Here is a 15522-nt window from a genome sequence, read left to right on the forward strand (position 1 = left end):
TTCCGTACGCCTTTGTACGGGACGGCTGTTGAGGCCGGGCTCAGACCGTCAGCGCACGGTCCGTCGGACGGATGGGAGCCGGAAGCTCACTCGCGCCCGTCAGATAGCGATCCACACCACGCGCCGCCGAGCGGCCCTCGGCAATCGCCCACACGATCAGCGACTGGCCGCGGCCCGCGTCGCCCGCGACGAACACGCCGTCGACGTTCGTCGCGAAGTCCGCGTCCCGCGCCACGTTGCCCCGCTCGTCGAGCTCCAGGCCGAACTGCTCGACCAGGCCGTTCGCCTGGTCCGTGCCCGTGAAGCCCATCGCCAGCGTGACCAGCTGCGCCGGGATCCTGCGCTCCGTGCCCGGCTTCTGGGTCAGCTTGCCGTCGACGAACTCCACCTCGATGAGGTGCAGGAACTGGACGTTGCCGTCCTCGTCGCCCTCGAAGTGCGTCGTCGAGACGGAGTAGACCCGCTCGCCGCCCTCCTCGTGCGCGGAGGTGACCTTGTAGAGCATCGGGAACGTCGGCCAGGGCTGATTGGTGTTCCGCTCGTCGCCCGGCCGCGGCATGATCTCCAGCTGGGTGACCGAGGCCGCGCCCTGGCGGTGGGCCGTGCCCACGCAGTCCGCGCCCGTGTCGCCGCCGCCGATGACCACGACGTGCTTGCCTTCCGCGGTGATCGGAGGAGCCACGAAGTCGCCCTCCTGCACCTTGTTGGCGAGCGGCAGGTACTCCATCGCGAAGTGGATGCCGCTGAGTTCACGGCCCGGCACGGGCAGGTCGCGAGAGACGGTCGCGCCGGCGGCGATGACCACCGCGTCGTAGCGCCGCCGCAGCTTCGCCGCATCGATGTCGCGGCCGATCTCGACCTCGGTACGGAACTTGGTGCCCTCCGCGCGCATCTGCTCGATGCGGCGGTTGATGTGCACCTTCTCCATCTTGAACTCGGGGATGCCGTACCGCAGCAGTCCGCCGATGCGGTCCGCGCGCTCGTACACGGCGACGGTGTGGCCGGCCCGGGTCAGCTGCTGGGCGGCGGCCAGGCCCGCCGGGCCGGAGCCGATGACCGCGACCGTCTTGCCGGAGAGGCGGTCAGGCGCCTGCGGCCTGACGTCGCCCGTGTCCCATGCCTTGTCGATGATGGAGACTTCGACGTTCTTGATGGTGACGGCGGGCTGGTTGATGCCGAGGACGCAGGCCGACTCGCAGGGAGCGGGGCACAGGCGGCCGGTGAACTCCGGGAAGTTGTTCGTGGCGTGCAGCCGCTCGGACGCCGCCTGCCAGTCCTCGCGGTAGGCGTAGTCGTTCCACTCGGGGATCAGGTTCCCGAGCGGACAGCCGTTGTGGCAGAACGGAATGCCGCAGTCCATGCAGCGCCCGGCCTGCTTGCTGATGATCGGCAGCAGCGAGCCCGGAACGTAGACCTCGTTCCAGTCCTTCAGCCGCTCGCCCACCGGACGGGTCCTGGCGATCTCACGGCCGGTGGTCAGGAAGCCCTTGGGGTCAGCCATTGGTCGCCGCCTCCATCATCTTCTCGGTGGTCTCCTGCTCGGAGAGACCGGCGAGCTCAGCGGCGTCCTTGGCGGCGAGCACTGCCTTGTACGTGGTCGGGATGATCTTGCTGAAGCGGTCCACCGCGACGGACCACTCGGCCAGCAGCTTCGACGCGACCGTCGAGCCGGTCTCCTCCTCGTGGCGGCGCACGACATCGTGCAGCCACTGCTTGTCGGAGTCGGTGAGCGGCTCGATCGCCGAGAGGTTCCCGGAGTTGACGCTGTCGCGGTCGAGGTCGATGACGTAGGCGACACCGCCGGACATGCCGGCCGCGAAGTTGCGTCCCGTCTCGCCGAGGACCACCGCGTGACCGCCGGTCATGTACTCGCAGCCGTGGTCGCCCACGCCCTCCGAGACGACCGTGGCGCCGGAGTTGCGGACGCAGAAGCGCTCGCCGGTGCGGCCGCGCAGGAACAGCTCGCCGCCGGTCGCGCCGTAGGCGATGGTGTTGCCCGCGATCGTGGAGTACTCGGCGAGGTGGTCGGCCCCCCGGTCCGGGCGGACGACGACGCGGCCGCCGGAGAGGCCCTTGCCGACGTAGTCGTTGGCGTCGCCCTCCAGCCGCAGTGTCACACCGCGCGGGAGGAACGCTCCGAAGGACTGCCCGGCCGAGCCGGTGAAGGTGATGTCGATGGTGTCGTCGGGCAGGCCCGCACCGCCGAACTTCCGCGTCACTTCGTAGCCGAGCATGGTGCCGACGGTCCGGTTGATGTTGCGGATGGAGATCTGAGCACGGACCGGCTGGGCGGCCTCGGCGCCGGGCGCGTTCAGCGCCTCGGCGGCGAGCTCGATCAGCTCGTTGTCGAGGGCCTTCTCCAGACCGTGGTCCTGCTCGATCAGCTGGTGGCGCACTGCGCCGTCCGGCAGTTCGGGGACGTAGAAGAGGGGCTCGAGGTCGAGTCCCTGCGCCTTCCAGTGGTCCACGGCCCGGTCCGTGTCGAGCAGCTCGGCGTGGCCGACGGCCTCCTCGATCGTACGGAAGCCCAGCTCGGCGAGGAGCTCGCGGACCTCCTGGGCGATGAACTCGAAGAAGTTGACGACGTACTCGGCCTTGCCGGAGAAGCGGTCGCGCAGCACCGGGTTCTGGGTGGCGATGCCGACCGGGCAGGTGTCCAGATGGCAGACGCGCATCATGACGCAGCCGGAGACGACGAGCGGCGCGGTCGCGAAACCGAACTCCTCGGCGCCGAGCAGCGCGGCGATGACGACGTCGCGGCCCGTCTTCAGCTGGCCGTCGGTCTGCACGACGATGCGGTCGCGCAGGCCGTTGAGCAGCAGCGTCTGCTGGGTCTCGGCGAGGCCGAGCTCCCAGGGACCACCCGCGTGCTTCAGCGAGGTCAGCGGCGAGGCGCCGGTACCGCCGTCGTGGCCGGAGATGAGGACGACGTCCGCGTGCGCCTTCGAGACACCCGCGGCGACCGTGCCGACACCGACCTCCGACACCAGCTTCACGTGGATACGCGCGAGCGGGTTGGCGTTCTTGAGGTCGTGGATCAGCTGAGCCAGGTCCTCGATGGAGTAGATGTCGTGGTGCGGCGGCGGCGAGATCAGACCGACGCCCGGGGTGGAGTGCCGGGTCTTGGCGACCCACGGGTAGACCTTGTGGCCGGGCAGCTGGCCGCCCTCGCCGGGCTTGGCGCCCTGCGCCATCTTGATCTGGATGTCGTCCGCGTTGACCAGGTACTCGGAGGTCACACCGAAGCGGCCGGAGGCGACCTGCTTGATGGAGGAGCGGCGCTCCGGGTCGTACAGACGGTCCGCGTCCTCGCCGCCCTCACCGGTGTTGGACTTGCCGCCCAGCTGGTTCATGGCGATGGCGAGGGTCTCGTGCGCCTCGCGAGAGATCGATCCGTAACTCATCGCGCCGGTGGAGAAGCGCCTGACGATCTCGCTGACCGGCTCGACCTCGTCGACCGGGATCGGCTGCCGGGCCTCGGACTTGAAGCCGAAGAGGCCGCGCAGCGTCATCAGCCGCTCGGACTGCTCGTTCACGCGGTCCGTGTACTTCTTGAAGATGTCGTACCGCTTGGTGCGCGTGGCGTGCTGAAGCCGGAAGACCGTCTCCGGGTCGAACAGGTGCGGCTCGCCCTCACGGCGCCACTGGTACTCACCGCCGATCTCCAGCGCGCGGTGGGACGCGGCGATACCGGAGGCCGGGTAGGCCTTGGCGTGCCGGGCCGCGACCTCCTTGGCGACGACCTCGAGACCGGCGCCGCCGATCTTCGTGGCGGTGCCGTTGAAGTACTTCTCGACGAATGCCTCGTCCAGGCCGACGGCCTCGAAGACCTGCGCGCCGCGGTAGGAGGCGACCGTGGAGATGCCCATCTTGGACATGACCTTCAGGACGCCCTTGCCCAGCGCGTAGATCAGGTTGCGGATGGCCTGCTCGGGCTCCAGGCCCTCGATGAAGGTACCGGCGCGGACCAGGTCCTCGACCGACTCCATCGCGAGGTACGGGTTGACGGCGGCAGCGCCGTATCCGATGAGGAGCGCGACATGGTGCACCTCACGGACGTCACCGGCCTCGACCAGCAGCCCCACCTGGGTGCGCTGCTTGGTGCGGATGAGGTGATGGTGCACGGCCGAGGTGAGCAGCAGCGAAGGGATCGGCGCGTGCTCGGCGTCGGAGTGCCGGTCGGACAGGACGATCAGGCGGGCGCCGTCCTCGATGGCCGCGTCGGCCTCGGCGCAGATCGCCTCGATACGGGCCGCGAGGGCGTCGCCGCCGCCGCTCACGCGGTAGAGGCCGGACAGCGTCGCGGCGGTCATGCCGGGCATGTCGCCGTCGGCGTTGATGTGGATGAGCTTGGCCAGCTCGTCGTTGTCGATCACCGGGAAGGGCAGGGTGACACTGCGGCAGGAGGCCGCGGTCGGCTCCAGCAGATTGCCCTGCGGGCCCAGCGAGGAGTGCAGCGAGGTGACGAGCTCCTCGCGGATGGCGTCCAGCGGCGGGTTGGTGACCTGCGCGAACAGCTGGGTGAAGTAGTCGAAGAGCAGTCGAGGGCGCTCGGACAGGGCCGCGATCGGAGAGTCCGTGCCCATGGAGCCGAGCGGCTCGCCGCCGGTCCTGGCCATCGGCGCGAGGATGACCCGCAGCTCCTCCTCGGTGTAACCGAAGGTCTGCTGGCGGCGGGTGACCGATGCGTGGGTGTGGACGATGTGCTCGCGCTCGGGCAGGTCCTCGAGCTCGATCTCACCGGCCTCCAGCCACTCGCGGTACGGCTTCTCGGCGGCGAGCGAGGACTTGATCTCGTCGTCCTCGATGATGCGGTGCTCGGCGGTGTCGACGAGGAACATCTTGCCGGGCTGGAGGCGGCCCTTGCGGACGACCTTGGCGGGGTCGATGTCCAGGACGCCGACCTCGGAGGAGAGGACCACGAGCCCGTCGTCGGTGACCCAGTAGCGGCCGGGACGAAGTCCGTTGCGGTCCAGGACCGCGCCGACCTGGATGCCGTCGGTGAACGTGACACAGGCCGGGCCGTCCCAGGGCTCCATCATCGTGGAGTGGTACTGGTAGAAGGCGCGACGGGCCGGGTCCATGGAGTCGTGGTTCTCCCACGCCTCGGGGACCATCATCAGCACGGAGTGGGGCAGCGAACGGCCACCGAGGTGAAGGAGCTCGAGCACCTCGTCGAAGGACGCGGAGTCGGAGGCGTCCGGCGTGCAGACCGGGAAGATCCGCTCCAGCTTCTGCGAACCGAAGAGGTCCGAGACGAGCTGCGACTCACGGGCGCGCATCCAGTTGCGGTTGCCCTTGACCGTGTTGATCTCGCCGTTGTGCGCGACGAAGCGGTACGGGTGGGCCAGCGGCCAGCTCGGGAAGGTGTTCGTCGAGAACCGCGAGTGGACAAGTGCGACGGCCGTGGCGCAGCGCCGGTCGGAGAGGTCCGGGAAGAAGGGCTCCAGCTGCCCCGTCGTGAGCATTCCCTTGTAGACGATCGTCCGGGCGGAGAGCGAGGGGAAGTAGACCCCGGCCTCGCGCTCGGCGCGCTTGCGGAGCACGAAGGCCTTGCGGTCGAGCTCGATGCCCTTGCTGCCGACCCCGTCGGCCACGAAGAGCTGACGGAAGGCGGGCATGGTGGCACGGGCGCCGCTGCCGAGGAGGTCAGGGGTGACGGGGACCTCGCGCCAGCCGAGGACGTTCAGGTCCTCTTCGGCGGCGATCGTCTCAATGCGTGAGACAGCGTCCTCGCTGTTCTCGGCGGGGAGGAAGGCGATACCGACGGCGTAGGAGCCGGCCTCGGGGAGCTCGAAGCCGGCCGCCTCGCGGAGGAAGGCGTCCGGGACCTGGAGCAGGATTCCCGCACCGTCGCCGGAGTCCGGCTCCGAGCCGGTGGCGCCGCGGTGCTCAAGATTCCGCAGGACGGTCAGCGCCTGTTCGACCAGCTCATGGCTGGCAACACCGGTGAGGGTGGCCACGAACCCGACGCCGCATGCGTCGTGTTCGTTACGGGGGTCGTACATCCCCTGAGGGGCGGGGCGACCGTCCATGGGCGACCAGGCGTCGGAACGCATCGGCTCTCCCGTCGTCGTCGTGGCATGTTCACTGCCGAGGGACGACGTTGGCCCTCTGCGAAATTTCGTGCAGATTACATGATGGAGTGCTTCTCAGAAAGCGGATAGGTCATTCCAACATGCGGACACCGCCCGAGGCGGTGGAGGTGAGTCACACAAACAGATCGTTGTCAGTGGACCCGTCGCAGAGCAGGCTTCATTGCCCGCCGCGTCTACGGCTCATGCCCGGTGGTCACGGGCTCGAAACCGCGAAGTAACGGCTACTTATGTAGCGCCTTGCATAGTGTCGCACCTGGCGCGGTTTTCGTAGAGGGCGTACGTCACAACTTTCGGCCCGCGGGCGCGGGGGCGCACGCGGGCCGGCAGTCCGGACGCGTCAGACTGCCGCACCGAAGAGCGTGCCGAGTCCGTAGGTGAGGGCAGCGGCCGCGCCGCCCAGGACCAGCTGGCGCACTCCGCTGTACCACCAGCTGCGCGCGGTGACCCGGGCGACAAGGGCGCCGCAGGCGAAGAGCCCGACGAGGGCGAGCAGCACCGCGGGCCACAGAGCACTCGCGCCGAGCAGGTAGGGCAGTACGGGCAGCAGCGCGCCCAGTGCGAACGAACCGAACGACGAGACGGCGGCAACGGTCGGCGACGGGAGGTCGTCCGGGTCGATGCCGAGCTCCTCGCGGGCGTGGATCTCCAGCGCCTGCTCCGGATCCCTGGAGAGCTGCATCGCCACCTCGCGGGCGAGCGCGGGCTCGACGCCACGGGCGACGTAGAGGGCGGCCAGCTCCTCCATCTCGTCGACGGGGTGCCCCTGCAACTCCCGCCGCTCGACGTCGAGTTCGGCCTCCACCAGCTCGCGCTGCGAGGCAACGGACGTGTACTCGCCCGCGGCCATGGAGAACGCGCCCGCCGCGAGACCGGCGAGACCGGTGATGACGATGGTCTGCTGGGACACGGCGCCGCCGGCCACACCGGTCATGAGGGCGAGGTTGGACACGAGTCCGTCCATCGCACCGAAGACCGCGGGCCGCAGCCAGCCGCCGTTGACATCACGGTGGGTGTGGTTGTCCCGGTGCGCCACGTGAAGCGCGGCTTCGGTTTCGATGATGGACACAGCTCTCCCCTTTTCCGGCAGCGGACCCGATGGTCCGCGCCCCCTCCGACCCCCTCGAAACTACGCACGTTGTAAGGGCCGCGCCAGCAAGGCAGGCCGTACTTACCTGGGGGCGAGCGGGTGACGTCGAGCGGGTGACAGGCTTGGTTCTCAGACTCGTTGCCCGCCGCGCGTGGCACAGATGCAAGAACAGGCTCGGTGCGCGCGAAAGGGGCCCGCCCCATGGAGTTGATTGCATGCAATCCCGTTGATCCGGCCGAGAACGCCTCGCTTCTGCGCGATCGGGCCTGTGGCGCACTGCTCGGCCTCGCGGTGGGCGACGCACTCGGGGCTCCTGCCGAGAACATGCGGCCGTCCGAGATCCGCCTCAGATGGGGTCGTATCGAGGGCTTCGTGAGCGACGACCCGGCGGGCACGGACGACACGGAGTACGCGATCTTCTCGGGCCTGCTGCTGGCGCGGCACGGCTCGGCTCTGACCGTCGCGCATGTCGAGAACGCGTGGCACCACTGGATCGCGGACCTGGACGAAGGCCCGTTCCGGGGTGCGGGTTTCAGTGAACGCGGCACTCTGGAGAATCTCAGGCGCGGGCTCGCCGCCCCCATCTCGGCCCAGCACCGCCACGCATGGAGCGACGGCCTGGCGATGCGGGCGGCGCCGTTCGGGGTCTTCGCGGCGGGCCACCCGGCGGAGGCGGCGCGACTGGTCGCGATCGACGGCAGCGTCAGCCACGACGGCGAGGGCATCTACGGCGGCCAGGCGGTGGCGGCGGGTGTGGCGGCCGCGATGGCGGGCGGCGGCCCGGCCTCGGTGATCGGCGCCGCACTGTCCGTCGTTCCCATGGACTCCTGGACGGCCCGCTCCCTGCGCCGCGCTGTGGTGGCGGCCCAGCGCACCCACGCGGACACCCTGGCGATGGAACGCTCCGTCCGTTCGGCGGTGGTGATCGGCGGCTACCCGTGGACGGACCTGGCCCCGGAGGCGGTGGGCCTGGCCTTCGGCGCGTTCGCGGCGGCGCGCGGCGACTTCCGTACGTCGGTCCTGACGGCGGTCAACATGGGCCGCGACGCGGACACGACGGCAGCGGTGGCAGGCGCCCTCGCAGGCGCCCTGTCGGGAGCGTCGGCGATCCCCACGACGTGGTCCTCGGCGATCGGCCCGGTCCGCGGCAGCTGCCTCCCGTCGATGAGGGGCTACCACGTCCTGGACATCGCGGAGCTGCTGACCCCGGACGACGACGCCCAGGTGACGCGATGACGCCGGCAGGGGGGACACCGGCCGGGCCCGCAGTGTCGGCCCCCGACGGACTGCCGGGCGCCACCGCGGCCGCTGCGCGCGTCACGGACTGCGGCCCGACCGGCCCGGCCGATCCGGGGTGCGGCGCTGCGGGCGGAACGACCGTGACGGCCGGTACGCGGGGCTCACATGAGGCGCCGCGCGACACGGCGGCCGGGACGGACGGCAGCTCCGGCGATACGACAGCCCTGCGCGACACGGCGGCCGGGACGGGCCGCTCCGGCGGTACGACGGCCACAGCGGGGCCGCGTGGCGGGACCGAAGCCGCGGACGGTTCGCGCGGAGCGCCGGTCGTCACCGCGGGCCGCACACCTGCCCCGGAAGCACTCCGCCCGGGCGCGGCCCCGGCGGAGCCCGCGGGCACCGCAGCCCGCACGTCCGGAGCACCGAGCAGCGCGCAGGGCCACCCGTCGGCGCCCCCGGCGGCGGCCCTCGCAGGTGCGCACGGCTCATGCGGAACCGCGGGCGCTCGCCGGGGGACCGTGGGCCTGCCCACCCGCGCGGCCCAGCGAAAGCGCCCGGCCCGGCCCATCGAAGGGCTGCTCATCGGGCTCGCCGCCGGGGACGCCGCCGGGTGGCCCGCCGCGCGGCATCGGGCCGCGCGGATGCCCGAGTGGACCCGGCGGCTCACCCGTGAGCTCGACACCTTCGCCGAGCAGAACGCCACCACCACCCTCCCCGTCCCCATCGCCCTGAACCAGCCACCCGAACCCCTCCGTCTCGGCCCCTCCGACGACGCCGAATGGGCCGCCTTCGCCGCCGAGACGGTACTCACCGCCGCCGGGGATCTCTTCGCCGGGCTCGGCCCCGGCCGGCGTATGCGGGCCGCGGTCGATCTCGCCTGGAACTCGCTCGCCAGCGAGGTCGCCGCGGCCGCCGACCGCGCTCCCGAGGTCGAGTCCGCCGTGCTCCCCCTCCGCGCCCGTATCTCCGTACGCGCCGGTCTCGGCAATCTCGCCACCGGACTGCGCCCGCCCGCCACCGGCCACGACAACCCGCACTATTTCGACGACGCCGCCTGCGTACGCGGCGCGGTTCTCGCCGTCGTCCACCCCGGCGACCCGGCCGCCGCCGCCGAACTCGCCGAGTTCGACGCCCGCTACAGCCAGGACGGCGACGGAGTTCACGGCTCCCGGGCCATGGCCGCGGCGGTCGCCGCCGCGCTTGGCGGGGCGGGTGTCGACGCCGCCGTCGACGCCGCACTCGCCGAGCTCCCCGACGCCACCGAGATCGGCCGCAACGCCCACCACGCCGTCAAGCTCGCCCGCGACTCTGCGGGCGCCTTCGAACTCGTGCCCCTGCTGGAGCACCAGATCGTCGACCACGTCTACAGCTATGGCATCGCCGCCGCCGAGACCGTCCCCGTCGCCCTCGCTCTCGCCCTCGCCGCCCGCGGCCGGGTCGCCGAGGCCGTGCCGGCCGCCGCCTGTCTGTCGCGTGTCGCCGACTCCGCCCCGGCCCTCGTCGGCGCGCTGACCGGCGCACTCGGCGGCGGTGACTCCGTCCCCGTCACCTGGCGCGACGCCTGCCGCACGCTCGCCGGCTGCGCGCTGCCCCGCCTCGCCGGAACGGATCTCGTCGAACTCGCCGGGCTGCTCGCACACACGGAACTGACCGCCCCGGGTGGACAATTCCGACATGACGACGACACTCGCGACGCTGACACTCGATGACCGGATCACCGGCAGCCTGATCGGCGCGGCAGTCGGTGACGCAATCGGCGGCCCGGTCGAGGGCTACTCCCCCGAGCAGATCGTGGAGCGGCACGGCGGCCGCGTCCACGGCATCGTCGGCCCGTGGCACGGCGACGAATGGCGCACGGCCCGCCCCATCGCGCCCTATCACAAGGGCGACGGACACATCACCGACGACACCCTGATGACGCACGCTCTGGTCCGTGTGTACGCCACCGTCCGCGACCACCTCGACGCGTACGCCGTCGCCGACCATCTGGTCCCCGACCTGATCTCGACCCCCCGCTGGATCCCGGAGCTGGAGGCGGAGGCGCTGCCGCTGCACCGTGTATTCCTGGCCGAGAAGTGGATGGTGACCCGGCTCCACTACGGCCACAACGACCCGCGCGAGGCAGGCGTCGGCAACATCGTCAACTGCGGCGCGGCGATGTACATGGCCCCCGTCGGCCTGGTCAACGCGGCCCATCCGAACGCCGCCTACGCCGAGGCCGTCGACATCGCCGGCGCCCACCAGTCCTCCTACGGCCGCGAGGCGGCGGGCGTCTTCGCCGCGGCGGTCGCGGCGGCCTGTCTTCCCGACGCCACCCCCGCTACCGTGATCGACACCGTGCTCTCCCTCGCCAAGGACGGTACGCAGGCAGCGATCGAGGAGGTCGCGGAAGTTGCCGCGCAGTACTCGGACTTCGAAGCGGCGCTGGCTCCGCTGCGCGCCGCGGTCGCCCCCTTCGACACGGTCGGCGCGGACTACCGCTCCCCCTCCCTCGCCTCCCGCCGCCCCTCGCGGCTGCACTCCATCGAGGAGTTGCCCGTCGCCCTGGGCATGCTCATGGTCGGCAGTGGCGACTACCGCCATACGGTCCTAGGAGCCGTCAACTACGGGCGCGACTGTGACTCGATCGCCTCCATGGCCGGAGCGATCGCGGGCGCAATGAACGGGGAGTCCGCGGTGCCGAGCGACTGGGCGAAGACGGTGGCCGAGGCCAGCCGCATCGACCTGCACGCCCCGGCCCGGGAACTGGCCGTGGTCGCCCGGGAGATCTTCACCCGTGACCGCGAGCGCCGCCGGGCCCATGAGTCGGCGTTCGCCCGGCTGACGGACCTGCCATGACGGGCCTGCGCCTCACCTGGGTCCAGCCGGAGGACCTCGTCGGCCATGAACTGCGCCAGGCAGAGGAGGACGGCCGCGACGTGCGGGAGATCCGCAGCCGCTGGATCCGGGCGGGCGGCCCCCTGGCCCCACCCCGCGCCGGAGCGTCCCCCACCCCCGCACCCCCGCACCTGCGCGCCCGGGCCCATGAGTTCCTGGACGAACTGGCCCTGCTTCCTTCCCCGTTGACGGAGTACGAGCCAACACCCCTGACGCTGATCACCGCTGCCTGCCCCGCCTGGCCCGCCCCGCCCGCGACGCCCCCGGCCCCCAGCCGCCCGGACGCCCTCCATGCCGCCTGGCTCGGCCGCGCCGTCGGCTGTCTCCTCGGCAAGCCCGTCGAAAAGCTCCCCCTCCACGGCATCCGCGCCCTCGCCCGTGCCACCGGAAACTGGCCCCTCACCACCTGGTTCACCGCCAGGGGCCTCCCCCCTGAACTCGCCGCCGCCCACCCCTGGAACCGCCGTTCCGCCGCCACCTCGCTCGCCGAGAACATCGACGGCATGCCCGAGGACGACGACCTCAACTACCCCCTGCTGAACCTCCTTCTCCTCCAGCGCCACGGAAAGGCGTTCACCACCGCCGAACTCGCACAGCTGTGGCTCGACGAGCTCCCGGCCGGCCGCACCTTCACCGCCGAGCGCATCGCGTACCGCAATCTCCTCTCCGGCCTCGAACCCCCGCTCACCGCCGCCCGCCGCAACCCCTTCCGGGAGTGGATCGGCGCCGCCATCCGTGCCGACATCCACGGCTGGACGCACCCCGGCGACCCGGCGGCCGCCGCCGCGCAGGCCCACCGCGACGCGTCCCTGACCCACACCGCGAACGGCGTCTACGGCGCGATGTTCATCGCCGCCGCCCTTGCCACCGCGGCCGGCGGCACGGCCGATGTGCACGACGCCCTCGCCGCCGGACTCACCGTCGTTCCCCCACGCTCCCGCCTTTCGCGGGCGGTCCGGTTCGGCATCGACACCGCCCGCGACGAACCCGGCTTCGACACCGTCGTGGACCATCTGCATGCAGCACTCGGCCACTACCACTGGGTCCACGCCGTCCCCAACGCCGCCCTCCTCGCGGCGGCCCTCACCCACGCCGACGGCGACTTCACCGGCTCCATCTGCCGTGCCGTCTCGGGCGGATGGGACACCGACTCCAACGGCGCGACCGCAGGGTCCCTCTCGGGCCTGCTCGCCGGCCGCCCCGACGCCCTCCCCAGCCGCTGGACCGACCCGCTCAAGAACCGTCTCGCCACCTCCGTCGCCGGATTCGACGGCATCGGCTTCGACACCCTCGCCCACCTCACTCACCAGGAGGTACTCCGCCCATGACCGTCATCGCGGTGCTCGGCAGCACCAACATGGACCTGGTGGCCTACGTCGCCAACGCACCCAAGCGCGGGGAGACCGTCACGGGACGGGAGTTCCGCACGATCCCGGGCGGCAAGGGCGCCAACCAGGCAGTCGCAGCCGCCCGCGCCGGCGGCGATGTCGCGATGATCGGCGCCGTCGGCTCGGACGAGTTCGGCGGGCGCCTGCGGGGGACCCTCGTCTCCTCCGGCGTGGACACCGATCTCCTGCGCACGGCCGAGGGCCCCTCCGGCACCGCGCACATCGTCGTCGACGACGAGGGCGGCAATTCGATCGTCGTAATCCCCGGCGCGAACGGAACCGTCACCTCCCTCGCTCCCGGCGACGAAGCCCTCATCGCCACCGCCGACACGCTCCTGCTCCAGCTCGAACTCCCCCTCAGCGCCGTGCTCGACGGCGCCGAGGCCGCACGCCGCCACGGTGTACGGACCGTCCTCACCCCTTCCCCCGCCCAGCCCCTGCCTCCCGAACTGCTCGCCGCCACTGACCTGTTGGTGCCCAATGAGCACGAGGCGGCCACACTCGCCGGCGTCACCGACCCGCACGCCGCAGCCGAGGCCCTGCTGCGCCAGGTCCCCGCGGTGGTGATCACGCTCGGCTCGGCGGGCTGCCTGTACGCGAGCCGGGAGGCGACGCCCTTCACCGTCCCCGCACCCAAGGTCACCGCCGTGGACACCACCGGCGCCGGTGACACCTTCGTCGGCGCACTGGCCGTCGCGCTCGGCGAGGACAAACCCGTACAACAGGCCCTCGCCTGGGCATCCGCGGCCGCCGCCCTGTGCGTCCAGCGCCCGGGAGCCTCCACCTCCATGCCCTACCGCCCCGAGATCGACGCCTCATGACGGCACAGCCGACGCGCCCGGCTCCCTCTCCCCTCCAGGGGCTGCGCGTCCTCGACCTCGCCACTCTCTTCGCGGGCCCGCTCGCCGCCACCATGCTCGGCGACTTCGGCGCGGACGTCGTCAAGATCGAGCACCCCACTCGCCCCGACCCCTCCCGGGGACATGGCCCCGGCAAGGACGGAGTCGGCCTGTGGTGGAAGCTGCTAGGCCGCAACAAGCGCACCATCACCCTCGATCTGTCCTCCCCCGGCGGCCGCGCGACCCTCCTGCGCCTCGCGACCACCGCCGATGTGATCATCGAGAACTTCCGCCCCGGCACCCTGGAGAAGTGGCAGCTCGGCTGGGAGGAGCTGAGCAGTGCCAATCCCCGTCTCGTCCTCACCCGCGTCACCGGCTTCGGGCAGTTCGGCCCGTACTCGCACCGCCCGGGCTTCGGCACCCTCGCCGAGGCGATGAGCGGCTTCGCCTCCATCACGGGCGAGCCCGACGGGCCGCCCACCCTCCCTCCGTTCGGCCTCGCCGATTCGATCGCCGCGCTCGCCACCTCCTACGCCGTCATGACCACGCTCGCCGCCCGCACCGTCACGGGTCGTGGCCAGGTCGTCGACATGGCGATCATCGAACCGATTTTGACGGTCCTCGGCCCGCAGCCGCTCTGGTTCGACCAGCTCGGTTACGTACAGACCCGCACCGGCAACCGCTCCCTCAACAACGCCCCCCGCAACACCTACCGCACGGCCGACGGCTCCTGGCTGGCCGTCTCCACCTCCGCGCAGTCCATCGCCGAACGCGTCATGCATCTCGTGGGCCGCCCCGAGCTGATCGACGAGCCGTGGTTCGCCACCGGCAGCGGACGCGCGGAGCACTCCGAGGTACTCGACGAAGCGGTCGGCGGCTGGATCGCGCGGCGCACCCGCGCCGAAGCCATGGCCGCCTTCGAGAAGGCCGAAGCCGCGATCGCCCCGGTCTACGACGTCCGGGACGTCATGGACGACCCCCAGTACCAGGCGCTGGGCACCATCGCCGAGGTCCCCGACCCCGAACTGGGCCCCCTCCGTATGCAGAACGTCCTCTTCCGGCTCTCCGAGACCCCCGGCGCCATCCGCTGGGCGGGGCGGCCGCACGGCGCCGACACGGATGCCGTCCTCACCGAACTCGGCCTGTCCCGGGCCGATATCGCCGCACTCCGCACCCAGGGCGCCCTATGACCACCCCGCTCACCTATCTGTACGCCCCCGGGGACCGACCCGAAGTCGTGCACAAGGCACTCGCATCCGGCGCCGACGTGGTGATCGTCGACCTCGAGGACGCCGTCTCCCGCGACCGCAAGAAATACGCGCTGGCCGCCACCGCCGAACTCCTCGCTTCCCCCCAGACCCTTCCGGTCCATGTCCGCATCAACACCCCCCACGACATCGAGGCCCTCACCGCACTTCCGGGCCTCTGTGCTCTGCGTATTCCCAAGGTCGCACACGCCACTGACATCCGGCAGATCGCGGCCCTCGCCCCGGGCGTCCCCCTCTATCCGCTCCTCGAATCGGCGATCGCCATCGAGCACGCGTACGCGATCGCCACCGCCCACCCCGCGGTGCACGGCATCGCCATCGGCGAGGCCGACCTCCGCGCGGACCTGGGGGTACGTGACGGCACATCCCTCGACTGGCCGCGCACCCGCATCGTGGTCGCCGCCCGCGCGGCCGGTCTCGCGCCTCCGGCACAGTCCGTCTTCCCCGACATCCGCGACCTGGACGCCCTCTACGCCTCCTGCACCCACGGCCGCGCCCTGGGCTTCATGGGCCGGGCAGCCATCCACCCCCGCCAACTCCCCGTCATCGAGCGGGCGTTCCGCCCCACGCCGGAGGAGATCGAGGCGGCCGAGGAGATCGTCAAGGCGGCCGCAACGGACGAGGGCGCACTCGCCCTGCCCGACGGCCGCTTCGTCGACGCGGCGATCGTGGCGGCAGCGCGGCGGACGCTTGCCCTCTCGTGCCGCGAGGGCCCATGGAAGTGAG

The 15522-nt window shown here is 71.6% G+C and carries 10 protein-coding genes; 7 read left to right on the forward strand and 3 right to left on the reverse strand.

The genetic code is table 11. The features are described from left to right. Positions 1-40: 40 nt before the first annotated feature. The 3 genes from FBY35_RS26665 to FBY35_RS26675 all read right to left on the reverse strand — a co-directional run bounded on the left by FBY35_RS26665 (position 41) and on the right by FBY35_RS26675 (position 7164). Positions 41-1501, reverse strand: coding sequence for a glutamate synthase subunit beta (locus FBY35_RS26665; protein WP_142216511.1), 1461 nt, complete (start codon positions 1499-1501; stop codon positions 41-43). After that, positions 1494-6059: a glutamate synthase large subunit gene (gene gltB, locus FBY35_RS26670; RefSeq protein WP_142216512.1), complete on the reverse strand. Its 4566-nt coding sequence runs from the start codon at positions 6057-6059 to the stop codon at positions 1494-1496. Before gltB ends, FBY35_RS26665 begins: the two co-directional genes overlap by 8 nt. Before the next feature lie 376 nt (positions 6060-6435). Further along, positions 6436-7164, reverse strand: coding sequence for a VIT1/CCC1 transporter family protein (locus tag FBY35_RS26675; RefSeq protein WP_142216513.1), 729 nt, complete (start codon positions 7162-7164; stop codon positions 6436-6438). 222 nt (positions 7165-7386) lie between these two features. Here FBY35_RS26675 and FBY35_RS26680 point away from each other — a divergent pair, with 222 nt between their 5' ends. From FBY35_RS26680 to FBY35_RS26710, 7 genes are all read left to right on the forward strand, one after another. Next, on the forward strand, positions 7387-8421 hold the full coding sequence (locus FBY35_RS26680; protein ID WP_142216514.1) for an ADP-ribosylglycohydrolase family protein: 1035 nt from the start codon (positions 7387-7389) through the stop codon (positions 8419-8421). A gap of 227 nt (positions 8422-8648) precedes the next feature. After that, positions 8649-10133, forward strand: a complete 1485-nt coding sequence (locus tag FBY35_RS26685) for an ADP-ribosylglycohydrolase family protein (RefSeq protein ID WP_399209490.1) — start codon at positions 8649-8651, stop codon at positions 10131-10133. Next, on the forward strand, positions 10099-11262 hold the full coding sequence (locus FBY35_RS26690; RefSeq protein ID WP_142216515.1) for an ADP-ribosylglycohydrolase family protein: 1164 nt from the start codon (positions 10099-10101) through the stop codon (positions 11260-11262). Before FBY35_RS26685 ends, FBY35_RS26690 begins: the two co-directional genes overlap by 35 nt. Beyond that, positions 11259-12629: an ADP-ribosylglycohydrolase family protein gene (locus tag FBY35_RS26695; protein WP_142216516.1), complete on the forward strand. Its 1371-nt coding sequence runs from the start codon at positions 11259-11261 to the stop codon at positions 12627-12629. Before FBY35_RS26690 ends, FBY35_RS26695 begins: the two co-directional genes overlap by 4 nt. Further along, positions 12626-13510 (forward strand): ribokinase, encoded by an 885-nt coding sequence (gene rbsK, locus FBY35_RS26700; protein ID WP_142216517.1) that lies wholly within the window; start codon positions 12626-12628, stop codon positions 13508-13510. Before FBY35_RS26695 ends, rbsK begins: the two co-directional genes overlap by 4 nt. Further along, positions 13507-14718 carry a CaiB/BaiF CoA-transferase family protein gene (locus FBY35_RS26705; RefSeq protein WP_142216518.1) on the forward strand — a complete coding sequence of 404 codons (1212 nt, stop codon included), beginning with the start codon at positions 13507-13509 and terminating at the stop codon, positions 14716-14718. The genes rbsK and FBY35_RS26705 overlap by 4 nt, the downstream gene beginning before the upstream one ends. Next, positions 14715-15521, forward strand: a complete 807-nt coding sequence (locus FBY35_RS26710) for a CoA ester lyase (RefSeq protein ID WP_142216519.1) — start codon at positions 14715-14717, stop codon at positions 15519-15521. The genes FBY35_RS26705 and FBY35_RS26710 overlap by 4 nt, the downstream gene beginning before the upstream one ends. The last annotated feature ends 1 nt before the right edge of the window (position 15522 follow it).

The organism is Streptomyces sp. SLBN-118 (assembly GCF_006715635.1).
In the GTDB taxonomy this organism is placed as follows: Bacteria; Actinomycetota; Actinomycetes; order Streptomycetales; family Streptomycetaceae; genus Streptomyces.

What these genes read in the sequence shown, in the direction of transcription:
- FBY35_RS26665 (WP_142216511.1), bottom strand. Translation starts at nt 1,501, where the DNA reads ATGGCTGACCCCAAGGGCTTCCTGACCACCGGCCGTGAGATCGCCAGG.
- gltB (WP_142216512.1), bottom strand. Translation starts at nt 6,059, where the DNA reads ATGCGTTCCGACGCCTGGTCGCCCATGGACGGTCGCCCCGCCCCTCAG.
- FBY35_RS26680 (WP_142216514.1), top strand. Translation starts at nt 7,387, where the DNA reads ATGGAGTTGATTGCATGCAATCCCGTTGATCCGGCCGAGAACGCCTCG.
- FBY35_RS26690 (WP_142216515.1), top strand. Translation starts at nt 10,099, where the DNA reads ATGACGACGACACTCGCGACGCTGACACTCGATGACCGGATCACCGGC.
- FBY35_RS26695 (WP_142216516.1), top strand. Translation starts at nt 11,259, where the DNA reads ATGACGGGCCTGCGCCTCACCTGGGTCCAGCCGGAGGACCTCGTCGGC.
- rbsK (WP_142216517.1), top strand. Translation starts at nt 12,626, where the DNA reads ATGACCGTCATCGCGGTGCTCGGCAGCACCAACATGGACCTGGTGGCC.
- FBY35_RS26705 (WP_142216518.1), top strand. Translation starts at nt 13,507, where the DNA reads ATGACGGCACAGCCGACGCGCCCGGCTCCCTCTCCCCTCCAGGGGCTG.
- FBY35_RS26710 (WP_142216519.1), top strand. Translation starts at nt 14,715, where the DNA reads ATGACCACCCCGCTCACCTATCTGTACGCCCCCGGGGACCGACCCGAA.